The sequence below is a fragment of the Polynucleobacter sp. 73C-SIWE genome (assembly GCF_018882465.1).
Classification (GTDB): domain Bacteria; phylum Pseudomonadota; class Gammaproteobacteria; order Burkholderiales; family Burkholderiaceae; genus Polynucleobacter.
On the sequence record NZ_JACVOK010000002.1, the window covers coordinates 167,026 to 190,198 of the forward strand.

A 23,173-nucleotide genomic window follows, 5' to 3' on the forward strand; every position below is an offset into this window, starting at 1 on the left:
AAATAGCATTTATATAGATTTAGAGGTAGCCGCATTTGTTGATTTACGGCATACGTAAGAGAGACGTAGCAAATTTATTCAAAAGCATTGCACCATATGCAATGGCGACTTTTGCAATTTCTGCTTTTGCGCAAGGTGGTCAGAGTGCTCCTGCCAGCGTCACTGTGCAATCTAATGACTCCTCTTTAACAGCGCCGCCATCCATTGGCGCGCAACTCGGTAGCCAAGAGCAAAGCCCAAAAGTAGCGGAGTTATTTGCCCCGGTTACCAAAGCGAATATACCCAAGATTTATACCAAACCGATTTCATCCGGACCAACCGAGATGGATTTGCGTCAATTGTGGAGTGAGTTAAAACTGAACAACCCGCAATTGTCTTCATTGCGTGAGTCCTATTTATCTGCCAAGGCAACCGTACCGCAGATTGCTGCACCGGCTAATCCACAAGTTGGATTGGTATGGTCAGGCATGCCAGTCAATTCACCATTTGCCTTAGGTGGTGCAAATGCACCATCAGCTGCTAATCCTAATGGCATCAGTAGTAATAACGCTATTTCGGTAGCACAACCATTTCAGTTTCCTGGAAAGAAGAGTTTGGCAGCGGATATTGCGAATACCAATGCAGAAGCGCTCCTGGCAAGCTCTGAATCTACTTATTTGCAATTGGGTGCACAGCTCTCAACCCTTTACTACAACGCGCTAGCGGCTCAAAAGCAGCTTCAGGTTCTGAAAGAGTCTGTCATGCGCCTAGAGATGGTGAAGAATGTTGCTAAAGCACGCTACGCCAATAATGCAGCAGCTTATGTTGAATATCTCAACGCACAAGTGGCGCAAAGTGCAGCCCAAGCAGATCAGTTCAATGTTGAGCGTCAATTACAAGTTGCACTCAACAACATCAATACCTTAGTAGGCCGTCACTCCCGCGAGAAATTGGTTCTCCGTGGTGATGTGCGCCGCGCTATGAGTAGTGTGCCCACTTTAGTGGAGTTAGAAGACTATGCAGAATCGAGTCATCCCGCTTTAAAAAGTTCAGCATTACAACTTGATGCTGCACGCAAGGGTGTTGACTTAGCCAAAAAAGCATATCTCCCAGACTTTCAGGTGATTGGTTCTTCTTACACTCCGCGTGGACCTTTTTCTGCTAACAACGGCGCGATGTTTTATCAGTTCGAATTAGATCTCATCATTCCGCTCTATTTCTTTACTAAAGAAAAGTATGGGGTAGAGCAGGCACAACGTAATCAAGCGGCCGCTGAGGCCGGCAATATCTCGAATCGTCAGCAAATTGTATTGGCCGTCAATACAGCCTATGCCGCCTATGAGCAGGCCAAGAGCCAAACCCAATTTTTGAAGGATCGCCAAGTGCCACAGGCGGATGCTGCCTATAAGGTGGGCCTGACCCAGTACTCGAATAATGGTCAAGGATTTAATGATTTATTGACTGCGCAAACTCAATTGCGTAACTTAGAGATTGCATTGGCGCAAGCGGAGAGTAATCTATTGCAAGCGCAAGCAGTATTAATGGTTTCTGCAGGCAAAGAGCCTTTTTAAGGAGTAGTTTTGCTCAATAAATTGATTGCGTTTCTAAAAGGTTTGCCTGAGAAGGTAAAACCGCATTTGCACAAAGGAGTGCACGATGGCGCACATCATGCAAAAGTTGCTGCTACTGGCTTAGTTGGCTTGTATTGGAATCTTTCTCCAACGAATCGTTACCGCGTTCGCTTGGCTGCTTTTGCTTTTGCAATTCTATCGATTGGTATTGTGCTGGGTCGTGTGACCAACGTAAATCGCGTTGTGAAAATTGAAAGTTCTAGCAAGGGTCTCAAAGTAGAGAGTAGTGGCGTATTGGAATTAAAGTTGCCTGGCGTAAAACTCAACCCAGAGGTGTATGTTTTTCAGTCAGCTGAAAAAGTTCAAGTACCGGTCAATATCAAAGTACCAGGACGCCTTGCATTTAATGCTGAAAAATCAAAAGTGCTCTCAGCGCGTGCTCCAGGCAGGGTTGAGCGTATTTATGCCTTCGATGGTGCACTCGTGGATATTGGTTCACCAGTGGTAGAGCTTTATAGCCCAGAGTTTATTTCTGCTCAACAAGAATATTTACTCTCTTCTAAAACTGCTAGGGTTTTAGAGGGCAGTAAAACCATGAGTGATTTACTGGGGGATGCCCGTATTACTCAGCAAGCTGCTGCAAACCGTATGAGAAATCTAGGCGCAGGAGATGGGGATATCAAGAGTATTGAAGCTACTGGCAAGACAACGGCTAATTTAGTCATGCGCTCACCATTAAAGGGTGTTGTAGTGAAGCGCAATGTTGAGCCTGGCTCGACACTGAGTTCCGGAGACGTTATCGCCACGCTAGCTGACCCTAAGCACCTCTGGTTCTTGGGTAATGTATTCGAACAAGATTTCAGAATGATTAAGCAGGGGCAAAAGATGGTTTTGCACCTTGAGGCTTATCCTGAGAAAGAGTTTGTTGCTTATGCCAACTACATTGCCCCCGCAATTGACCCACAGACAAGGGCTTTATTAATTCGTGCTGATGTAGAAAACACCGATGATTTGCTGCGTCCCGATATGTTCGCTTCTGGATTGCTCACTACTGGTACTGCAGATGCAGTAGTAGTTCCGCAATCAGCCATTGTCAGAATTCGTGAACATCGCTTTGCCATCATTAAGGTTGGTCCTGAGACCTTCAGGCGCGTGCCAGTGAAGGGTTATGATCTCAACAGTAAGAGCTTTGCGATTACTGAGGGCGTGGAGCAGGGTTGGCAAATCTTGGCTGAGGGCGCTGTTTTGTTAAATGACCGCTTTGCCAAGCAGGAGGACTAAGTGAGCGTTTTCACCTCCTTTATTCGAGGGGTAGTCGAGAAGCGCGTGCTTGTCATTTTTGCTTCTGTCGTATTGCTTGGCCTAGGTATGCTCAGTTTGAGCAAATTACCAATTCAGCCATATCCAGGGGTTGCACCATTAACAATCCAAGCGATTTCACAATGGCCAGGAAGAAGTACTACCGAGGTAGAGCAACAAGTTACCATTCCCGTTGAAAATGCATTGGCTGGCATTCCAGGCTTGCAAGCGTTTCGCTCTGTATCGCTATTTGGATTGTCTGTAGTCACACTCAAATTTAATGACACTACAGATCCATTCAAGGCTCGCCAAACTTTCTTAGCTAATTTAGCCAACGTGAGTTTCCCTCCGGGTGTGACTTCTAGCATTAGCCCTGACTCAGATGCAACCGGCGAGATTATGCGCTATGAGGTTCGTTCTGAATACGCATCCTCTACACAATTAAAAACATTACAAAACTACGAGATCTATAAAGAGCTCAAGCAAACCCCGGGTGTAGCTGATGTGTCTTCATTCGGCGGCAAGGTGCGGCAGTATCAGGTGATCGTCAGCCCTGAAAGTCTCCAGGCCAAGGATGTCTCTGTCAATCAATTGATCTTGGCGCTCACCAATGCCAATAGCAATATTGGTGGTGGATTGTTACCTAGTGGTGAGCAGCAATTTGTGGTTCGCGGAGTTGGCCTTCTCAAAAGTATTGATGACATCAAGCAAGTTGTTGTTGCCGTAAATAAGGGTGTGCCTATTCGAATTGGGGATGTTGCTAGAGTTGATATAGGCAATGCGCCTCGTTTGGGGATGTTTCAATTCAATCACAATCCTGATTCAGTTGAGGGTATTGTTTATTTGCGCCGCGGCGAGAATGCTACTGAGGTATTAGCAAGAGTGCGCCACACCATCGACAATATCAATAAACATATATTGCCTCCAGGCATTGAAGTAAAGCCGTTCTACGATCGTCAAGTGCTTTTAGATATCACGATTGGTACGGTTAAACATACCTTGTTCTTTGGTATTTCTTTAGTGCTGGCAGTGTTGTTTTTCTTCTTGGGTAATATTCGCGCAGCTGCCGTAGTTGCTGCTGTTATTCCACTGGCTTTGTGCGTCTCGTTTATTCAGATGCATTTATGGAGCGTGCCAGCCAACTTAATTTCTCTGGGCGCAATTGACTTTGGAGTGATCGTCGACTCTGCCGTGATTCTGACGGAGAACGTCATGCGTCACCTGGAGGAGGGCGGTAAGCGCCTCAATCAAAGCATCATTCTGGCCACTAGTGAAGTGCAGCGCGCCATGATTTACTCAACCGGCATCATCATCGTAGCCTATTCCCCATTGTTCTTTATGGGCGGTGTTGAGGGCATTATCTTCAAGCCAATGGCCTTCACCATGGGCTTTGCTTTGATTGCAGCAATGATTTTGAGCTTGACCTTCCTGCCGGCAATGATTTCTTTGGTATTTGGTGAGAATCTGCATCACAAACCCCCATCATTCATCACCAAAATTCTGGAAAGCTATAAGCCTTTGCTCAGAAGATGGATGGATCGTCCCTTAACGGTTTTCTCAGTAGCGGTCTTTGTTCTTGGTCTGACTTTGCTCAGCATGATGCGTTTGGGTACCGCCTTCTTGCCAACCCTTGAAGAGAACAATATTTGGCTGCGCGTTACTTTGCCTAATACGGTAGATCTGGATTACTCTGTCAAGGTTGCCAATCAACTGCGCGAGACTTTCTTAAAGCAGCCTGAGATTGAAAAGGTTGCTGCACAGATTGGTCGTCCTGATGACGGCACTGACTCTACAGGCGTGTTCAATCAGGAGTATGGGCTCTATTTAAAGAGCCCCGACAAGATGCCAAGAGGCTCTTCCAAGAAAGACCTCATTGCTCATCTAGAAAAAGAGTTAAATCAGATTCCGGGCATTACTTATAGCTTCTCGCAATATATTCAAGATAACGTCAATGAGGCCCTATCGGGCGTGAAGGGCGAGAACTCGATCAAGATTTATGGTACCGATCTTGAGGTCCTTGATCAAAAGGCACATGAAGTCATTGATCAGCTGAAAAAAGTACGCGGCGTAGAGGACGAAGGCATCTTAAAAGAGCTTGGTCAGCCAACCCTCAATATCCAGATTGATCGCGAGCGTGCAGCTCGTTATGGCATTAATGTGAATGATATTCAAACTGTGGTTGCTAATGCGATCGGTGGTGCAGCCGTAACCAATTTACTTGAAGATGAAAAGACCTTTGGTATTGCGATACGCTTAAATGAAGGCAGTCGTAATGACGTTGTAGATATTGGCCATTTATTAGTAGACGCTCCTGACGGGGCTAAGATCCCCTTATCGATGGTAGCTACTGTGCAGTTATCAGATGGCCCATTCTTTATCTATCGTGAGGCGGGTAAGCGCTATATTGCGATTAAATTTAGCGTACGTAATCGTGATTTGGGTAGTGCTGTAGAGGATGCTCAGATCTTGGTTGAGCAAAACATCACCTTGCCGCCGAATTACTCTATTAGCTGGGATGGGCAGTTCAATCAAATGAAGCAGGCGCAAAAGAAACTGATGTTGATTGTGCCTTTAGCCTTGCTGGGCATCTTCTTATTGCTTGTGAGTGCTTTTGGAAATTTCCGCGACGCCTTTATTGTGATGATCAATGTGCCATTTGCAGCCATTGGCGGCGTTCTTGCTTTGCATCTTGCTGGGGAAACATTGAGCATCTCGGCATTCTTTGGATTCTTATCGCTCTTTGGCATTGCAATTCAGGATGGCGTGATCTTAATCTCTTTTATTAATAAGACGGCGGCAACTGAACATGGCGAGATGAAGGACATCATGGTGGAGGGTGCCTCTTTGCGTGTACGTCCCGTTCTTATGACTGCAGCACTTTCAGGTTTAGGTCTTTTGCCAGCGGCTTTATCGCACTCGATTGGCTCTGAAGCACAGCGGCCATTAGCCTTGGTGATTGTGGGTGGCATGGTGACAACCACTATCTTGACACTTTTAGTCTTACCGGTAATCTATGGCTGGTTCAGGGGGCGTGCATTAACCCCAGCAAGTAATATTTAAGTTAAGAAAGTAATTAATATTCATGAGTGAACGTCAACCCCATATTTTGATTTCTAACGATGATGGCTATCTCGCTCCTGGCTTACTTGCCCTGGTCAATGCCGTGCGTCCATTGGGCCGCATTACGGTGATTGCGCCTGAGCAAAATCACAGTGGCGCATCTAACTCTTTAACCTTATCTAGACCGCTCTCGATTCATCGAGTGGCTGGTGGTGAGCGTGATGGATTTTTCTTTATTAATGGCACGCCCACAGATTGCGTACACGTGGCGATGACCGGTTTCTTGGATGAAAAGCCTGACCTAGTCATTTCTGGCATCAATCAGGGCGAGAACATGGGCGAGGATGTGCTCTATTCCGGCACAGTGGCAGCAGCGATTGAAGGGGTGATGTTTGGTGTTCCTGGTATTGCTTTCTCACAAATCGATCGTGGCTGGAACCGGATTGAGGATGCCGCTAAAGCTGCACACGATGTGGTTGCACAGATGTTGATTTCAGCGCTCGCTAGAACAGAAGGTACAGCAACATTACTGAACGTCAATATCCCAAACCGTCCTTATGCAGATTTGTATCGCTGGCGTGTCACTCGTTTAGGCAATCGCCATCACTCACAACCAGTGGTAGTGCAAGATAGCCCGCGTGGCGATAAGATTTATTGGATTGGTGCAGCAGGACACGTTAAAGATAATTCAGATGGTACGGATTTCCATGCAATTGATGAGGGTTGTATTTCGATTACTCCGATGCAATTGGATTTAAGTCATCACGCACGCTTAGCAGCAATGCGCTCTAGTGGTTGGGATCGCGGTTGAAGGCTCCCACTGAAAGATTCGCGGCCTATCGCCAAGCGCTAGCTGCCAAAGTGCATGCTGGCGGTGTGAAGCACGGTAAAACTTTAGAGGCCATTGCGACCGTTCCACGACATGCATTTATTGATGCTGGTTTGCATGCACAAGCCTATGAAGATACAGCGCTTCCTATTGGCCAAGAGCAAACGATCTCTAAGCCATCAGTAGTAGCTCGCATGATTGAGTTGTTGCATAAGCCTCGGCATCCGCTTGGCAAAGTTCTCGAGATTGGTACAGGTTGTGGTTACCAAGCAGCAGTGCTGAGTTTGCTGGCTGATGAAGTTTATTCAATAGAGCGCATTCGTCCGCTGCATGACATGGCTAGAGCGAAGCTGCGCCCATTTCGGATTAATAATCTGCGCTTGATCTACGGTGATGGCATCTTGGGTTTGCCCCAAGCCGCACCCTTTGACGGGATCATCTTGGCGGCAGCGGGTTTAGGTATCCCGGACGCCTTATTGGACCAATTGGCTATTGGAGGACGCTTGGTTGCCCCAGTTGCCAAAAATGAAAAAGAGCAGCAGCTCATCATGGTTGAAAGAATGAGCTCTCAGCGCTACCAAAGAACTGTCCTGGACGAGGTCTTTTTTGTACCCTTACAATCAGGGGTAATATGAAATCTCAGCCGAATTCAAGACCTACTATGCCTAAAAGCTTTCTCATTGCACTGATGTCTGCAACTCTGGCGCTGACTATTGGCTGTTCCACCCCTCGCACTAAGCCTGCTAGCGTCACAGATCGCTCTGGCGGGACTATTGCTAATGAGCCAACGCCACCGGGGTACTACCGAGTTAAAAGAGGGGACACTCTAGCGCGTATTGCTCTTGATCATGGCCAGGCGCCACGGGATGTAGCGCAGTGGAATAAGGTAGAAAATCCGAACTTCAATCCCAATGTGATTGAAATAGGTGATTTGATTTTGGTTAAGCCGCCAGCAAGTGCTAAAGCTGCTAAGCCAGTCGATAAAAAATCGACTCCAAGCATTGATAAAGCAGATGCGCCTGCGCCAACCCCTGAACCTACTAAGCCAGAAGTGGTAGCGGAGCCTGGTATTCGTTTGTCATGGCCTGCCAAAGGCAAGGTCACTGGTGAATTTAACGAAACCAATAAAGGTATCGATATTGCTGGTAAGGTTGGCGAGCCGGTATTAGCAGCTTCGGATGGCAAAGTGGTTTACGCCGGCAATAGTTTGCGAGGTTACGGTAACTTAGTCATCGTCAAGCATGACAATACTTATCTCACTGCTTATGCGCACAACAGCAAGCTCTTAGTGAAAGAGGGCGATAGTGTGCGTAAGGGTCAAAAGATTGCTGAGATGGGTGACACTGATACCAATTCCCCTAAGCTCCATTTTGAATTGCGCGTCAACGGTAAGCCAGTCAATCCAACACCGTATCTGCAGTAACGGTTCGGCAAGAGCGCATGGCCACCGTTCTCGTATTTGATATTGAAACTATTCCTGATGTAGCGGGGATAAGGCGCCTGGAAGAGTATCCAGATTCCATGAGCGATGCCGAAGTAGCGGCTAAAGCCATGGCTGAGAGAGCGGCCAAAACGGGCAGTGAGTTTCTGCCACTCTTCTTGCAAAAAATTGTGGCCATTTCTTGTGTCATTCGTAGAACCACCAAAGAAGGCGCTCCACAAATTAAGGTTGGTACCTTAGGCACTCCGCAAGATGACGAGAAGGTATTGATTCAGGCTTTCTTTGATCTCATTGAGAAGTACACTCCCCAATTGGTTTCTTGGAACGGTAGCGGCTTTGATCTACCCGTTCTGCATTACCGTGCGCTGGCCAATCACATTCAAGCGCCACGCTACTGGGAGATGGGTGAGAGCCAAGAGGCCGATAGCCGTGACTTTAAATGGAATAACTACATCAGTCGTTATCACATGCGTCATCTCGACATGATGGATCTGTTGGCCAAATTCAATGGCAGAGCCAATGCACCTCTAGATGGCCTAGCAAAGCTGTGTGGTTTCCCAGGCAAGATGGGCATGGATGGCAGTCAAGTATGGCCTGCATATCAGGATGGCAAGATTGATGACATTCGTCGCTATTGCGAGACTGATGTTGTAAATACTTATCTCATGTATTGCCGTTTTCAATTACTGCGTGGCGGCTTCTCTTTAGATGAATACAAGGAAGAAATTGACTTTGTAAAAGCCTATTTGGAAAAAGAGGCCAAAGAGCCCAATGGTGGCCAGTGGCAAGAATATCTCCAAGGTTTTGCAGCGGATGCGTAGAGGCGATAAGCCAGTCAATATTGAAGTGACTGAGCCGGTAAGAGTTGAAGCCCTCGATTTGGATGCCCAAGGCATTGCCCGCTTAGCACCAAACGAAGAAGAACTAATTCAAGGCCAAAGCGGCAAAGTCATTTTTATTCAGGGCGCATTGCCTACTGAGCTGGTGACTTATACCGTCACTAGTGATAAAGCCCGGTTTAGTAAAGCGAAAGTACGGCAGATCCTCAAGCCTGCGGTATTTAGGGCAGAGCCTAAGTGTGTAGCCTTTGGTATTTGTGGTGGTTGCACCATGCAGCACTTAGATATTCGTGCTCAGGTGGCAATGAAGCAGCGCGTCCTCGAAGATGATCTGCGGCATATTGCTAAGACCAAGCCCCAAGAAATTTTACGACCGATGGGCGGCCCTACCTGGGAATATCGTCATCGTGCACGCTTAAGTGCGGTAAATCGCTCGATTAAAAAAGGCACAGTACTCATTGGCTTTCATGAAGGCAAGAGTAGTTATGTAGCTGACATGCTTGCTTGTGAGATTTTGCCCAAGCATGTATCTGATTTATTGCCAGAGTTACGTAAATTAGTCATGGGCTTATCCATCGTAGATCGCATGCCGCAAATTGAAATTGCAGTAGGTGAGCCAGAAGAGCCCTTTTCTGAAGATCCCAAGAAAGCAAAACCCGTAACGGCATTGGTCTTTCGTATTCTGAATCCATTAACTGCAGATGATGAGCAGTTGCTACGTCAATTCGCAGATCAACATCAAGTCTGGATCTGGCTGCAGCCCAAGGGGATTGAGACTGTAGCCCCGTTCTATCCAGAGAATGGCAAGCTTTGCTACCGTCTACCTGAATTTGAAATCGAGATGCCCTTTAAGCCAGCCGATTTCACGCAAGTCAATCATATGATGAACCGCGCGCTTGTGAGCAGGGCGATTCGTTTGTTAGAAGTCAAAACATCTGATCGCGTACTCGATTTATTTTGTGGGCTTGGTAATTTCACCTTGCCACTTGCTAGAAAAGCAAATGAAGTGTTGGGCATAGAAGGTTTGGAAACCTTAACGACACGCGCAAAAGAAAATGCCATACATAACAACTTAGCTTACAAAGCCAGTTTCATGAGAAGTGATTTATTTGAAGTCACTCCTGAAACTATTGCATCCTGGGGCAAAGCAGAGCGCTGGCTCATGGACCCTCCGCGTGAAGGTGCAATGGAAATCTGTAAATCGCTTGCAGACTTGCATACGCACAATAGTGATCTGCTTCCAGAGCGTATTGTGTATGTCTCTTGTAATCCCAAGACTTTGGCTAGAGATGTCGAGATTTTGTGCCATCACGCTGGCTACTCACTCAGTAGCGCTGGGATCGTGAACATGTTCCCGCATACCTCCCATGTTGAATCAATGGCCGTTTTTGACCGTCCAAAGCCACTCTAATTCCCTGATTTAGAACCCTTTCCCAGATTCTTGGCGCCAATTGAGTGCATGAGGCTAAATCCCGGTGCAGTGATGATTCTTGCCAGCTTTTTGGAGGGGTAGATTGAAGTTGTGCAGCAATAGATAGCTGTTAACCATGTCATCAAACACTGGGAGTGTGTCATGCGAGGCTCAGATAGTTTTGCGATCATATTCATTTTGATAGCACTATCGTATGCGGTGAGCATGTTTGTAGCGAACTAATCGTTCACAGACAAAAAGCTACGCAATGAAAAAGGCGCCCGCAGGCGCCTTAGAGAACATCACACTAAAAAGTTCTTAGTCTTCTTACTCTTTATTGCCACCCACAATACCCAAGAGGGCGAGTAGGTTGGTAAATACGTTGTAGACATCCAAGTAAATCGCTAAAGTAGCCATGATGTAGTTTGTCTCACCGCCATTGATAACGCGTTGTACGTCAACCAGGATGAAGGCAGAGAAGATTGCAATAGCCAAGACCATTACAGTCAACATCAAAGCAGGTAGCTGCAACCAGATATTGGCCAGCGAAGCAACGATCAAGAGCAGTACGCCAACCATCAGCCATTTGCCCATGCCTGCAAAATCACTTTTGCTCACAGTGGCGATAGTCGCCATCACTGCGAAGATAGCTGCTGTGCCACCAAAGGACAGCATGATTAGGGTCGCACCATTGCTGTAGCTGTTGAGCGTAAAGCCCACTAAACGGGACATCATGATGCCCATGAAGAAGGTGAAGCCTAACAGGAGTAGAACGCCCACGCCAGTCTCTTTGTTCTTCTCAATTGCCCAGAAGAAGCCAAAGGCAACTGCCATGAAGACGATGAAGCCAATAAACGGACTTCCACCAAAGAGGTCCAGACCCATCGCAACACCAAGCCAGGCACCAATCACTGTTGGAACCATGGATAGGGCTAAGAGGGCATAGGTATTGCGTAGTACGCGGTTACGTACCTGAATAGTGCTAATTGAGCCGGTTTGGCCAAAGCCGTAAGAGTTGAGATCACTCATATTGACTCCTTCTTTCAAAGTAATTACATGAGCCCATGGAGGGCTGTCGACAGTAAGTATAGACAAAATGCCCCAATTTCAAGCCCCCTAATAAAAGACCTACAAAGTCAGGGCTTATGCCCTGTAAATTCAAGGGCTTAGCCCTACAGACATAGGGGTAAATACGGTCAGGCAATGTATAATTTGGGGGTCGCTGAAGCGGGGTGGCTGTTTAAGCCATTTAGACCCCATTCGGCAAATATCTTTGAATTCACTATTGGAGTCTTGCATGGCAATTGAACGCACCCTTTCTATTATCAAACCTGATGCTGTCGCTAAAAACGTCATCGGCAAAATTTATGACCGTTTTGAATCTGCTGGTTTGAAGATTGTTGCTTCCAGAATGGCGCATCTCTCACAAGTTGAGGCTGAGCAGTTCTACGGCGTTCACAAGGATCGTCCTTTCTTCAAAGATTTGGTGAACTTCATGATTTCTGGTCCTGTCATGATTCAAGTATTGCAAGGCGAAGGCGCGATTGCTAAGAATCGTGATTTGATGGGCGCTACCGATCCTAAGAAGGCAGAAAAAGGCACAATTCGTGCTGATTTTGCTGACAGTATTGATGCAAATGCTGTTCATGGTTCTGATGCTCCTGAAACAGCTGCTGTGGAAGTTGCTTTCTTCTTCCCAGGCATGAATGTTTTTAATCGTTAATCACTGATTAATCGATTAGCTATTTATTCATAAGTAGGCGCATTGACCTCCCCGCGCGTAAATCTCTTAGATTTTGACGCTGACCAAATGGCAGCGTATGTCGCGGGGTTGAATGAAAAGCCCTTTAGGGCAAAGCAGCTCATGCAGTGGATACACCAACGGGGTATATCTGACATCAATGACATGAGTGATTTAGCAAAAAGCTTTAGAGCAACATTGCTAGACAAAGCGGAAGTACTCTCTCTTCCCATTATTAAAGACGAACACGCTGCAGACGGCACACGTAAGTGGCTATTGGATGTGGGCGCTGGTAACGCGGTTGAGTCCGTGTTTATTCCTGAAGATGATCGAGGTACCTTGTGTATTTCTTCTCAAGCAGGGTGCGCAGTCAATTGCCGTTTTTGCTCTACAGGTCATCAAGGCTTCTCGCGCAACCTCACTTCCGGTGAAATCATTGGACAACTCTGGTTTGCAGAGCATCTATTGCGCAATGATCCAGAAGCTGTCCGTAGAATTGAAAAATATCCAACCCCGGGCTGGGAGCACACTGGTCGCGTCATCTCGAATGTGGTCATGATGGGAATGGGCGAGCCCTTACTCAACTATGACAATGTAGTCTCAGCATTGCGTTTAATGCTGGATGACAGAGCCTATGGTTTATCGCGTCGACGCGTCACCGTTTCTACATCGGGTGTAGTGCCAATGATTGATCGACTCGCACAAGATTGTCCAGTTGCATTGGCAGTGTCATTGCATGCGCCCAACGACCAGTTGCGTGATCAGCTGGTACCGCTGAATCAAAAGTACCCATTACATGAATTACTCGATGCCTGTGAGCGTTACTTGCCATTTGCGCCAAGAGACTTTCTCACTTTTGAATACTGCATGCTCGATGGCGTGAACGATTCCGATATTCAAGCAAAAGAATTGGTTCGCTTACTGAAGAACATTAAGTGCAAAATTAACCTGATTCCATTTAATCCGTTTCCAGAGTCTGGTCTGAAGCGCTCGTCAGCTCAGCGGGTAAACGCTTTTGCTAGCATTCTCTTAGATGCGGGCATGGTAGCGACTGTGCGCAAGACTCGTGGTGATGATATTGCTGCTGCCTGTGGGCAGTTAGCAGGTGATGTTATTGATCGCACTCGAGTGCGTGAACGTGCAGTACACGATGCAGACATCATTACAGAATCACAAGAGCAGCCAATCGAATGGCTCAAAAAGTTAAATTAAGGATTAGATCCCTATGAGCTCTAATAATTCATCAGCAAAACTCTTGCTAGGACCATCCCCTAAGCGCTTAACCCGTCAAGCAACTATTGCCTGGAAAAGTAACATCATTACCGTAGGTGGTGACGCCCCCGTACGCGTGCAATCTATGACTAATACCGATACGGCAGATGCAGTTGGTACGGCGATACAGATTAAAGAGTTGGCACGTGCTGGTTCTGAGATGGTGCGGATTACAGTCAACACACCAGAAGCTGCAGCAGCCGTTCCCTATATTCGTGAGCAACTAGATAAGATGGATATCTTGGTGCCATTGATTGGCGACTTTCATTACAACGGCCATACCTTATTAAACGATTTCCCTGACTGCGCTAAAGCACTCTCGAAGTACCGTATTAATCCTGGCAATGTGGGTAAGGGCGCTAAGCGTGATCCACAGTTTGCACAAATGATTGAAGCAGCTTGCAAATACGATAAGCCAATTCGCATTGGCGTGAACTGGGGAAGCTTAGACCAAGATCTGTTGGCATCCATTATGGACAGTAATGCCGCTTTAGCAGAACCGAAGACTGCACAAGAGGTCATGATTGAGGCTTTGATTCAGTCAGCATTACAGTCGGCAGAAAAAGCCGTTGAGCTGGGTATGAACCCTAATCAAATTTTGTTGTCTTGCAAAGTCAGTAATGTGCAAGACTTAGTTGCTGTCTATCGTGATCTTTCGAATCGCTCTGACTATCCACTGCACTTAGGTTTAACTGAGGCGGGTATGGGTAGCAAAGGTATTGTGTCTTCTACTGCAGCAATGGGTATTTTGTTGCAAGAAGGAATTGGCGATACGATTCGGGTTTCCTTGACGCCTGATCCAGGGGCTCCTCGTGAGAACGAGGTGATTGTTGCTCAAGAGATTTTACAAACCATGGGCTTGCGTAATTTCACGCCCATGGTGATTGCATGCCCTGGTTGTGGCAGAACTACCAGCACAACTTTCCAGGAGTTGGCTGCTGATATTCAATCGTATCTGCGCCAACAAATGCCTATTTGGAAGAAAACTCACCCAGGTGTTGAGAATATGAATGTGGCTGTGATGGGTTGTATTGTGAATGGCCCAGGCGAGAGTAAGCACGCTAATATTGGGATTTCTTTACCAGGGACGGGGGAGACACCAGCAGCCCCGGTATTTGTGGATGGCGTTAAAGTCAAAACATTACGCGGTGAAAATATTGCGCAAGATTTTCAGGTCATCGTGGATGAATACGTGAAGCAGAATTACGCAGCAAAAGCCTAATAGATCTAAATTAGTAGAACAAGAATAAAAATGACTGATCAAACTAGTAAAACTAAAGCCCAAAAAATTAATGGCGTACGCGGCATGAATGATTTGCTGCCAGCCGATGCTGCGCAGTGGGCTCATCTTGATCATGTCCTGCGTGATTTAACACGTGCTTATGGTTATGAGTTCTTACGAACACCGATTGTTGAAGCAACGGCAGTATTTCAGCGTGGTATTGGAGAAGTGACCGATATTGTTGAAAAAGAAATGTATTCCTTTGAGGACCGTTTAAATGGTGAGCAACTCACTTTGCGTCCCGAAGGTACTGCTGCATTAGTACGTTCCGTGATTGAAAACAATTTGCTATACGAAGGACCTAAGCGTCTTTGGTATACCGGCCCAATGTTTCGTCATGAGCGCCCACAGCGTGGCCGCTATCGCCAGTTCCACCAGTTTGGCGTTGAAGCTTTAGGCTTTGCCGGGCCTGACATCGATGCTGAAATTATTCTCATGGGACAACGTCTTTGGGATGAGCTGGGTCTCAAAGGTGTGCGTTTGGAGATTAACTCTCTAGGGCAGGCTAATGAGCGTGCAGAGCATCGCGCTGCGCTGGTAACTTACTTTGAGAAAAATAAGTCACAACTAGATGAAGACTCACAGCGTCGCCTGATGAGTAATCCTTTGCGTATTTTGGATTCTAAAAATCCAGAGATGCAGGCATTGATCGAGGGTGCACCAAAGTTATTGGATTTTTTGGGCGAAGAATCTCTTGCACATTTCAACGCAGTTCAGGCGTTAATCAAAGCCAATAATATTCCTTGCAAGATTAATCCGCGTTTAGTACGTGGCTTGGATTATTACAACCTCACTGTATTTGAGTGGATCACAGATGAGTTGGGTGCGCAGGGTACGATTGCCGGGGGTGGTCGTTACGATCCACTTATTGAGCGCATGGGTGGTAAAGCTGCTCCTGCGTGTGGTTGGGCAATGGGAATGGAGCGTGTTTTAGAGCTCATGAAAGTCTCTGGATCATTGCCAGAGGCGCAATCCCAATGCGATATCTTTGTCTTGCATCAGGGCGGCGAAACCTTAACTGCTGCCATGATCATTGCCGAGCGTCTCCGTAGTGCTGGTGTCGATACCATCCTGTTCTGCCCACCAGATGGCCAATCTGCTAGCTTTAAGTCACAAATGAAGAAGGCCGATGCTAGTGGGGCAGCCTTTGCAGTCATCATTGGCCCAGACGAATTAGCCAAGAATGAGGCTCAGATCAAAGACTTGCGTGCTAGCGGCGAGCAAAAGGCCGTCCCTCTCGATGGGGTACTAGAGGCCGTAATTGATGCCTTGGTGGGCGCCTCCGAATAGAATGAGTCTATTGATTGCGTTTAATAGCAATAAAACCCTTATTAATTAGCTTGGATTCACATGCCTTTAGATCTAGAAGAACAAGAACAGTTAGACCAATTTAAAGCGTTTTGGCAAAAGTACCGTAATTTGATTACTGGTGTTCTAACGGTTGTCTTGTTTGCATATGCTGCATATAGTGGTTATGGATGGTGGCGTAATAACCAAGCTTTGGAAGCTTCCAAGCTTTACGAAACGATGGTGAGTGCTATTGCCAAGGGCGATAAAGAGCAGACTTTGCGCGCTGCCGATGATATGCAAAAAGATTTTGCTCGCACACCTTATGCAGCAATGTCGAGCTTGATTGCTGCACGGATTGCATCTGATGCAGGTGATAGTGCAAAGGCGCTTGATTACTTACGTTGGACTGCTAAGAATGCATCGAATGATGGTTACTTGGCCTTAGCAAAATTACGCCTAGTAGCTCAGCTCATTGAGCAGGGTAGTGAAAAAGATTTCGCTGAAGCTGATCTAGTTCTGAAGGAAAGCCCAATTACGGGCTTCGAAGCTTTGTGGCTAGAGCGACGTGGTGACTGGTATTTAGCGCAGAAGAAAAATGCTGATGCTAAAAAAAGCTACGAAGATGCCTGGAAAAAATTAGATCAAGCTAAAGAATTCCCAGAAGAAGCGCGCCGTCTCTTGAAGGTGAAGCTCGATGCCGTTGGAGGAGTGGCTAAGTGATGACTGTCAAGATCAATGCTATGAAACGTCTGCTAAGACTTGCTAGCACCACTATCCTTGTGGGCGTAGTCGCGACAGCATTGATTGCATGTTCTGGTAGTTCTCGCGTCCGCAAGCCCTCTGAGTTAATGGCCGTGACCAATCAGTTTGATATGCAACAGGTATGGTCAACCAATGTCGGCTCTTCTGAAGGCTTTAATTTTCATCCAATCGTGGCTGGCGATGCGGTGTATGCAGCTTCACACCGCGGTAACTTGGCAAAGATTGACTTAGCCACAGGCAATAAGGTTTGGGAGGCCTCTGTTCCTGAGCGCTTATCCATTGGCCCCGGATCTGATGGTCGTACTACGGTTGCTGTGAGTACCCGTGGCACCGTCTATGCCTATGACGATACTGGCAAGCAGATTTGGAAAGTCAGTGTTAGCAGTGAAGTCTTGAGTGAGCCTATTGTTGCTGGCGGAGTGGTGATTGTGCGAGCACTTGATAATCGTTTTATCGGTTTGGATGCGCAAACGGGTGTACGCAAGTGGATTTATCAGCGCCAACAATCCGCTTTATCGCTGCGCGTTGGTTACGGCATGCTGGCAATTGGGAATGAAGTAATTGTGACCGGCTTTGCTGGTGGACGCTTTGGCATGATTGCGATCGCGAATGGCGGTTTAGTTTGGGAAACTCCTGTGTCATTTCCAAAAGGCTTCTCGGAAATCGAGCGCTTAAATGATGTCACTGCTAAACCCAGTATGGAAGGCGATATTATCTGCGCCGTCTCTTATCAGGGCCGCATTGGCTGTGGTCAGGCACGTACCGGAAACCTCTTATGGTTTAAAGATTACTCGAGCTATACCGGCACCTCTCAAAGCACTGAGATGGTTTTTTCGGCTAACGAAAAATCCCATGTGACTGCATTTGCTACTAAAGACGGTACACAGATTTGGGAAAATACCCAACTCACATTCCGTGATTTAGGTGAGTCCTTGGCAGTTGGTAAAGTTTTACTCATGGGTGATGCACAGGGTTATGTGCATGCATTCGCACAGGCGAATGGCGAGATGGTTGCGCGTATTCGTCACGACAGTAACAAAATTTCCGCTGCTCCAATTGCAGTAGGCGGACTCATCTTGATTCAATCTCAGGGTGGAAAAATCACGGCGTATAGTCCTAAATGAATCCAGTCATCACTATCGTCGGCCGCCCCAATGTTGGGAAGTCGACACTTTTTAATCGTCTAACCCGTTCGCGCGATGCCCTAGTAGCAGATTTTTCAGGGCTCACAAGGGATCGCCATTACGGCAAAGGTCGTATCGGTGAGCGCGCATTTATTTGTGTCGATACCGGTGGCTTTGAGCCTGTTGCCAAGACCGGCATTGTTGCTGAGATGGCAAAGCAGACTAAGCAAGCTGTAGCCGAATCTGACATTGTGATCTTCTTGGTAGATGGTCGCCTGGGTATGGCACCACAAGACCGTGTCATCGCAGACTTCTTACGTAAGACCGGTCGCCCAATCATTCTGGCGGTTAATAAAACCGAAGGTATGCAGGCTGGTGTCGTGACTGCAGACTTTCATGAACTTGGTTTAGGCGAGCCATTTCCAATCTCTTCTGCCCATGGCGACGGTGTTCGCGGATTAATCGATGACGCCCTAGATTCTTTAGGCATTGCTGAGCCAGATGAAGAGGAATTGGCAAACGACCCAAATCGCCCAATGAAGATTGCGGTAGTAGGCCGACCAAACGTTGGTAAATCCACTTTGATTAATAAGTTGATCGGTGAAGAGCGGGTGATTGCATTTGATATGCCCGGCACAACCCGTGATGCGATTGAAGTGCCCTTTGAGCGTAATGGCAAACCTTATGTATTGGTTGATACGGCTGGCTTGCGCCGTCGTGGCAAAGTATTTGAGGCAATTGAAAAGTTCTCAGTGGTTAAAACATTACAAGCGATTGCAGACTGTAATGTGGTGATCTTGATGCTCGATGCGCAGCAAGATATTTCAGAGCAAGATGCGCATATTGCGGGATTTATCGTTGAAGCAGGTCGAGCACTAGTCGTTGCTGTGAACAAGTGGGATGGTATTGATTCCTACGTTAAAGAACGCGCGCGTTTAGAGATTGCGCAAAAATTACGCTTCTTGGATTTTGCAAACGTACATCCGATCTCGGCGAAAAAAGGTACGGGCCTCAAAGAGTTATTTAAAGATGTGGACGCTGCCTATGCAGCCGCAATGGCCAAATTGCCTACCCCACGTTTGACTCGCATCTTGCAAGAAGCTATTGAGCATCAACAACCCAAACGGGTTGGTATGGGTCGTCCGAAATTACGTTATGCGCACCAAGGGGGCATGAACCCCCCAATCGTCGTTATTCATGGAACATCATTGAGTGGCGTAACCGATAGTTATAAGCGTTACCTGGAAGGGCGCTTTAGGGATGTATTCAAGCTGCGGGGCACCCCTCTAAGGATTCAGATGAATACCGCCAAAAACCCCTATGTGGATGCGGATAAAGGTAAAAAAGGCAAAAAGCGCTAAATTTGGACTTGATTTTTTTATAATTAAGCTCAATATAGAAGGCTCGGTAAGGTTAATTTGTAAAAGTAAGATTTCATTAAAAAAAGCAAGACTCCCTAATTAAAAAAACCAATAAGGAGCAGTATGAACAACAAAATTCAACTACTTCAGGATCCATTTCTCAATGCCCTGCGTAAAGAGCACATTCCTGTGTCGATCTATCTTGTCAATGGTATTAAGTTACAAGGCAATATTGAATCCTTTGATCAATATGTCGTACTACTGCGCAACACAGTTACACAGATGGTTTACAAACATGCAATCTCGACGATCGTTCCTGCTCGTGCGATTGATTTCCGCATAGAAGAAGCTAGCCCTGTATAAAACTGGAGTAGATGCGGCACGCGCCGTTCTCGTTGGTGTTGATACGGGACGTGAAGATTTTGCAGATAGCATGGCCGAACTCAGTCTTTTGGCTGATAGTGCTGGTTCTATACCCACAGCTAGTGTGATTGCCCGCAAAGGCAGAACTGATCCTGCTTTATTCATTGGATCCGGTAAAGCCAATGAACTCAAGCGTGTGATGGAAGAGCAGAACGCAGAGTTAGCGATCTTTAATCATCCACTTTCTCCAACACAGCAACGTAACCTAGAGCGTCATCTCGACCGTCATGTGATGGATCGCACGGGTTTAATTTTGGATATTTTTAGTCAAAGAGCGCAAAGTCATATTGGTAAGACGCAAGTTGAGTTGGCACAAGTGCGCTATCGCATGTCTCGTTTAGTTCGCGCTTGGAGCCACTTAGAGCGTCAACGAGGTGGTATTGGTGTGCGTGGAGGACCGGGCGAAACTCAGATGGAGTTGGATCGCCGGATGCTAGCAACAAAAGCAAAGCGTTTAGAAAGCGAACTCGAAAAGCTTCAGCGTCAACAGAGAACCCAGAGGAGGGCGCGTAATCGTAAAGATGTCTTTTCGGTTTCTTTGGTGGGATATACCAACGCTGGGAAGTCGACTTTATTTAATGCCCTTACAAAAGCAGGGACTTATGCAGCCGATCAGCTTTTTGCTACCTTAGATACCACCTCTAGAAAGGTGCATTTGGAGGGGGTGGGCTCTATTGTGGTTTCCGATACCGTGGGATTTATCCGAGATTTGCCTCACCAGCTAGTCGAGGCCTTTAGGGCTACTTTGGATGAAACCATCCATGCCGACCTGATTTTGCATGTAATTGATGCCTGCAGCCCAGTTGCTAGGGAGCAAAAGGCTGAAGTTGAGGCGGTTTTGGAGGAAATTGGGGCTGATGAGATTCCCAGGATTGAGGTTATGAACAAGATAGACCAGATGCCCCAAACCTTTACCCGTGGAGCGGTTTTAGAGCGGGATGGCTTAGGCTTTCCAAGCCAGGTTTTCCTATCGGCCAGGACGGGCATGGGTCTTGATTTGCTCCGCTCGGCCCTGGCTGAATGCTCTCAAATGACTGATAGAATAAGGGTCGAACACAACCGTGCCAGGAAGCAATTGGCCCCGGATGAGTTTTTAGAACCATTACCCGAACGACCAGAAACTTCTGAATTTAATTCGATTCCAAACCGAGGCTACTTTTCAAATGATGCGTAAATTTCTAGGCCTCTTTTCGGTCAATGATCCAGGTTGGGGCAACAGTCACAACAGCGGATCTAAAGATGCTAAAGATGGGCAGGGCGGCGATCAAGCTCCAAAAGTAGAGCCGGATACTAATAAGCCAACTGAAACTCCACCAACAAATTCGCCTAATAAGCCATCTGGCCCTCCAGATTTGGACGAACTCTGGCGCGATTTCAATGACAGAATTGCTGGCATATTTGGTGGCAAGAAAAGGCCAGGCGCTGGAACAAGTAAGCCAAGCAATAAGCCAAGCAGCACTGATATTCCTCCGCCATCACAGCGGGGTGGAGGTGGAAATGGTGGCATGAGTGCGCCAAACTTTAATTTCACTAATCCGTTTGGCTCCAAGGCTAGCATCCTCATTAGCGCTGCAGCCGTATTCTTCATTTGGGTTTGCAGTGGCTTTTTTATTATTCAAGAAGGCCAAGCTGGCGTCATCCTGACGTTTGGTAAATATGATTACACCGCTAGGCCAGGTATTAACTGGCGTATGCCTTGGCCGATTCAGGCGGAAGAAACAGTCAATCTTTCTGGTGTTCGTTCAGTTGAAGTTGGTCGCCCAGTATTAATTAAGGCTACCAATCAAAAAGATTCCTCTATGCTCACAGAAGATGAAAATATCATCGACGTGCGCTTTGCTGTGCAATATCGCCTCAAAGATCCAACGGATTACCTCTTTAACAATCGTGATCCAGATGCCACAGTCGTGCAAGCCGCTGAAACTGCCGTTCGTGAAATCGTCGCGCGTAGCAAGATGGATACTGTGCTCTATGAAGGGCGTGAAAAGATTGGTATTGATTTAGCGAACTCCATTCAGAAAATTCTCGATAGCTACAAGAGCGGTATTTACGTCACGAGCGTGACAGTACAAAACGTTCAACCACCCGAGCAAGTGCAAGCTGCGTTTGATGATGCAGTCAAGGCTGGTCAAGACCAAGAGCGTCTAAAGAGCGAAGGTCAGGCTTATGCCAACGACATTATTCCTCGTGCCAAGGGAACTGCAGCTCGCTTGATTCAGGAGGCTGAGGGCTATAAAGCGAGAGTGGTAGCTACCGCCGAAGGTGACGCTACTCGCTTTAAACAAATTTTGGTTGAGTATTCCAAGGCGCCACAAGTCACCCGCGATCGTATGTACATTGATAGCATGCGCGAAATGTATAACAACGTCACTAAGATTTTGGTAGATACCACTAAGAGCAATAGCCTCCTCTATTTACCGCTCGATAAGATTGTTGCCCAAGTCAGTGCTGAGAGTGCACAAGCTGCTAGCTCTCAAGTAAATCAATCGGGTACATCAACTCCAACTGGAAGCGTGACAGTAGGTGGTGCAACAGGCATCAATAATCCAGTGCAGTCAACAGGAAGCTCCGCTGATAAGCGCGATGGGCTTCGCAGTCGTGATCGGGAGTCTAGACAATGAACGCAAATCGCTTAATTGCTGCAGGCATTGCTTTTATTGCCTTGATGTATGTACTGTCTTCCAGCATCTTTATTGTTGATCAACGTAAATTTGCAGTGGTGTTTTCATTTGGTCAGATCGTACGGGTCATTGAAGAGCCCGGTTTGCGTGTCAAGCTACCCGCGCCATTTGAGAGCGTACGCTTTTTTGATCGTCGTATTTTGACCATTGATAATCCAGAAGCAGAGCGCTTTATTACTGCCGAGAAGAAGAACCTCTTAGTAGATTCTTATGTGAAATGGCGCATTGTTGATCCTCGCAAGTTCTTTATCAGCTTTAAGGGTGATGAGCGCTTGGCGCAAGATCGTCTGACACAATTGGTTCGCTCTGCTTTGAATGAAGAGTTCACCAAGCGAACTGTCCGTGAGTTGATTTCGGATCAGCGCGAAGAGGTGATGCAAGGTATTCGTAAAAAAGTAGCTGATGACGCCTCTGATATTGGTGTAGAGATTGTGGATGTGCGTCTGAAGCGCGTTGACCTCTTGGCTGAGATCAGTGATTCTGTATATCGCCGCATGGAAGCAGAGCGTAAGCGTGTAGCCAATGAATTGCGCTCAACCGGCGCTGCTGAGTCTGACAAGATTCGTGCAAATGCAGAGCGTCAACGCGATACGATTTTGGCTGAAGCTTATCGTGATGCACAAAAGATTAAAGGTTCAGGGGATGCTAAGGCAACCGCTTTATATGCAGAGGCATTTGGACGTGATGCTCAGTTTGCTCAGTTCTATCAAAGCTTAGAAGCCTACCGTAGCTCTTTCAAGGATAAGAAAGACATCATGGTGGTTGAGCCTAATGGCGAGTTCTTTAAGTTCCTGCACAAAAAATAAGA

Annotated in this window: 19 protein-coding genes and 1 pseudogene; 19 read left to right on the top strand and 1 reads right to left on the bottom strand. The window is 46.8% G+C overall.

What is annotated here, in order from left to right; translation table 11 throughout:
• Positions 1 to 101 precede the first annotated feature (101 nt).
• The 8 genes and pseudogenes from ICN17_RS07135 (at position 102) to rlmD (ending at position 10,429) form a co-directional block, all read left to right on the top strand.
• Positions 102 to 1,550 (top strand): TolC family protein, encoded by a 1,449-nt coding sequence (locus ICN17_RS07135; protein WP_216236837.1) that lies wholly within the window; start codon positions 102 to 104, stop codon positions 1,548 to 1,550.
• 9 nt (positions 1,551 to 1,559) lie between these two features.
• On the top strand, positions 1,560 to 2,831 hold the full coding sequence (locus ICN17_RS07140; protein ID WP_255538350.1) for an efflux RND transporter periplasmic adaptor subunit: 1,272 nt from the start codon (positions 1,560 to 1,562) through the stop codon (positions 2,829 to 2,831).
• Complete coding sequence (locus tag ICN17_RS07145) at positions 2,832 to 5,909, top strand: CusA/CzcA family heavy metal efflux RND transporter (RefSeq protein WP_216236838.1); 3,078 nt, start codon at positions 2,832 to 2,834, stop codon at positions 5,907 to 5,909. It abuts the gene before it with no gap.
• 22 nt (positions 5,910 to 5,931) lie between these two features.
• The gene (gene surE / locus ICN17_RS07150; RefSeq protein ID WP_216236839.1) at positions 5,932 to 6,720 is read left to right on the top strand and encodes a 5'/3'-nucleotidase SurE; all 789 of its coding nucleotides are present in this window, start codon (positions 5,932 to 5,934) and stop codon (positions 6,718 to 6,720) included.
• Positions 6,721 to 6,749: 29 nt separating this feature from the next.
• Positions 6,750 to 7,373 (top strand): annotated as a pseudogene (locus tag ICN17_RS07155) (protein-L-isoaspartate(D-aspartate) O-methyltransferase); the annotation flags it as partial.
• A gap of 26 nt (positions 7,374 to 7,399) precedes the next feature.
• The gene (locus tag ICN17_RS07160; RefSeq protein ID WP_255538351.1) at positions 7,400 to 8,161 is read left to right on the top strand and encodes a peptidoglycan DD-metalloendopeptidase family protein; all 762 of its coding nucleotides are present in this window, start codon (positions 7,400 to 7,402) and stop codon (positions 8,159 to 8,161) included.
• Positions 8,162 to 8,178: 17 nt separating this feature from the next.
• Positions 8,179 to 9,000 carry a 3'-5' exonuclease gene (locus ICN17_RS07165; protein ID WP_216236841.1) on the top strand — a complete coding sequence of 274 codons (822 nt, stop codon included), beginning with the start codon at positions 8,179 to 8,181 and terminating at the stop codon, positions 8,998 to 9,000.
• Positions 8,993 to 10,429, top strand: coding sequence for a 23S rRNA (uracil(1939)-C(5))-methyltransferase RlmD (gene rlmD / locus ICN17_RS07170; protein ID WP_216237586.1), 1,437 nt, complete (start codon positions 8,993 to 8,995; stop codon positions 10,427 to 10,429). Before ICN17_RS07165 ends, rlmD begins: the two co-directional genes overlap by 8 nt.
• Positions 10,430 to 10,756: 327 nt before the next feature.
• Here the strand turns inward: rlmD and ICN17_RS07175 are convergent, their stop codons facing one another.
• Entirely contained in the window at positions 10,757 to 11,458 is a 702-nt protein-coding gene (locus ICN17_RS07175) for a Bax inhibitor-1 family protein (protein WP_216236842.1), read from the bottom strand.
• A gap of 268 nt (positions 11,459 to 11,726) precedes the next feature.
• Here ICN17_RS07175 and ndk point away from each other — a divergent pair, with 268 nt between their 5' ends.
• From ndk to hflC, 11 genes are all read left to right on the top strand, one after another.
• On the top strand, positions 11,727 to 12,152 hold the full coding sequence (gene ndk / locus ICN17_RS07180; protein WP_087909768.1) for a nucleoside-diphosphate kinase: 426 nt from the start codon (positions 11,727 to 11,729) through the stop codon (positions 12,150 to 12,152).
• A gap of 42 nt (positions 12,153 to 12,194) precedes the next feature.
• Positions 12,195 to 13,382 (top strand): 23S rRNA (adenine(2503)-C(2))-methyltransferase RlmN, encoded by a 1,188-nt coding sequence (gene rlmN / locus ICN17_RS07185; RefSeq protein WP_216236843.1) that lies wholly within the window; start codon positions 12,195 to 12,197, stop codon positions 13,380 to 13,382.
• Between the two features lie 13 nt (positions 13,383 to 13,395).
• Entirely contained in the window at positions 13,396 to 14,664 is a 1,269-nt protein-coding gene (ispG, locus tag ICN17_RS07190) for a flavodoxin-dependent (E)-4-hydroxy-3-methylbut-2-enyl-diphosphate synthase (RefSeq protein WP_216236844.1), read from the top strand.
• A gap of 30 nt (positions 14,665 to 14,694) precedes the next feature.
• Positions 14,695 to 16,014: a histidine--tRNA ligase gene (gene hisS, locus ICN17_RS07195; protein ID WP_216236845.1), complete on the top strand. Its 1,320-nt coding sequence runs from the start codon at positions 14,695 to 14,697 to the stop codon at positions 16,012 to 16,014.
• A 60-nt stretch (positions 16,015 to 16,074) separates the two neighbouring features.
• Positions 16,075 to 16,734, top strand: coding sequence for a tetratricopeptide repeat protein (locus tag ICN17_RS07200; protein ID WP_216236846.1), 660 nt, complete (start codon positions 16,075 to 16,077; stop codon positions 16,732 to 16,734).
• Positions 16,734 to 17,900 (top strand): outer membrane protein assembly factor BamB, encoded by a 1,167-nt coding sequence (gene bamB / locus ICN17_RS07205; RefSeq protein WP_216236847.1) that lies wholly within the window; start codon positions 16,734 to 16,736, stop codon positions 17,898 to 17,900. Before ICN17_RS07200 ends, bamB begins: the two co-directional genes overlap by 1 nt.
• The gene (gene der / locus ICN17_RS07210; RefSeq protein ID WP_216138894.1) at positions 17,897 to 19,261 is read left to right on the top strand and encodes a ribosome biogenesis GTPase Der; all 1,365 of its coding nucleotides are present in this window, start codon (positions 17,897 to 17,899) and stop codon (positions 19,259 to 19,261) included. Before bamB ends, der begins: the two co-directional genes overlap by 4 nt.
• Positions 19,262 to 19,384: 123 nt before the next feature.
• The gene (hfq, locus tag ICN17_RS07215; protein ID WP_087909775.1) at positions 19,385 to 19,624 is read left to right on the top strand and encodes an RNA chaperone Hfq; all 240 of its coding nucleotides are present in this window, start codon (positions 19,385 to 19,387) and stop codon (positions 19,622 to 19,624) included.
• Positions 19,617 to 20,858, top strand: a complete 1,242-nt coding sequence (gene hflX / locus ICN17_RS07220; RefSeq protein WP_255538404.1) for a GTPase HflX — start codon at positions 19,617 to 19,619, stop codon at positions 20,856 to 20,858. The genes hfq and hflX overlap by 8 nt, the downstream gene beginning before the upstream one ends.
• Positions 20,848 to 22,305 (top strand): FtsH protease activity modulator HflK, encoded by a 1,458-nt coding sequence (hflK, locus tag ICN17_RS07225; RefSeq protein WP_216236849.1) that lies wholly within the window; start codon positions 20,848 to 20,850, stop codon positions 22,303 to 22,305. Before hflX ends, hflK begins: the two co-directional genes overlap by 11 nt.
• Entirely contained in the window at positions 22,302 to 23,171 is an 870-nt protein-coding gene (gene hflC / locus ICN17_RS07230) for a protease modulator HflC (protein ID WP_216236850.1), read from the top strand. The genes hflK and hflC overlap by 4 nt, the downstream gene beginning before the upstream one ends.
• Positions 23,172 to 23,173 lie beyond the last annotated feature (2 nt).

Bases quoted from the DNA above. Each gene is read 5' to 3' on its own strand.
- ICN17_RS07135 (WP_216236837.1), top strand. From the start codon at position 102: ATGGCGACTTTTGCAATTTCTGCTTTTGCGCAAGGTGGTCAGAGTGCT.
- surE (WP_216236839.1), top strand. From the start codon at position 5,932: ATGAGTGAACGTCAACCCCATATTTTGATTTCTAACGATGATGGCTAT.
- ICN17_RS07160 (WP_255538351.1), top strand. From the start codon at position 7,400: ATGCCTAAAAGCTTTCTCATTGCACTGATGTCTGCAACTCTGGCGCTG.
- ICN17_RS07165 (WP_216236841.1), top strand. From the start codon at position 8,179: ATGGCCACCGTTCTCGTATTTGATATTGAAACTATTCCTGATGTAGCG.
- rlmD (WP_216237586.1), top strand. From the start codon at position 8,993: ATGCGTAGAGGCGATAAGCCAGTCAATATTGAAGTGACTGAGCCGGTA.
- ICN17_RS07175 (WP_216236842.1), bottom strand. From the start codon at position 11,458: ATGAGTGATCTCAACTCTTACGGCTTTGGCCAAACCGGCTCAATTAGC.
- ndk (WP_087909768.1), top strand. From the start codon at position 11,727: ATGGCAATTGAACGCACCCTTTCTATTATCAAACCTGATGCTGTCGCT.
- ispG (WP_216236844.1), top strand. From the start codon at position 13,396: ATGAGCTCTAATAATTCATCAGCAAAACTCTTGCTAGGACCATCCCCT.
- hisS (WP_216236845.1), top strand. From the start codon at position 14,695: ATGACTGATCAAACTAGTAAAACTAAAGCCCAAAAAATTAATGGCGTA.
- ICN17_RS07200 (WP_216236846.1), top strand. From the start codon at position 16,075: ATGCCTTTAGATCTAGAAGAACAAGAACAGTTAGACCAATTTAAAGCG.
- bamB (WP_216236847.1), top strand. From the start codon at position 16,734: ATGACTGTCAAGATCAATGCTATGAAACGTCTGCTAAGACTTGCTAGC.
- der (WP_216138894.1), top strand. From the start codon at position 17,897: ATGAATCCAGTCATCACTATCGTCGGCCGCCCCAATGTTGGGAAGTCG.
- hfq (WP_087909775.1), top strand. From the start codon at position 19,385: ATGAACAACAAAATTCAACTACTTCAGGATCCATTTCTCAATGCCCTG.
- hflK (WP_216236849.1), top strand. From the start codon at position 20,848: ATGATGCGTAAATTTCTAGGCCTCTTTTCGGTCAATGATCCAGGTTGG.
- hflC (WP_216236850.1), top strand. From the start codon at position 22,302: ATGAACGCAAATCGCTTAATTGCTGCAGGCATTGCTTTTATTGCCTTG.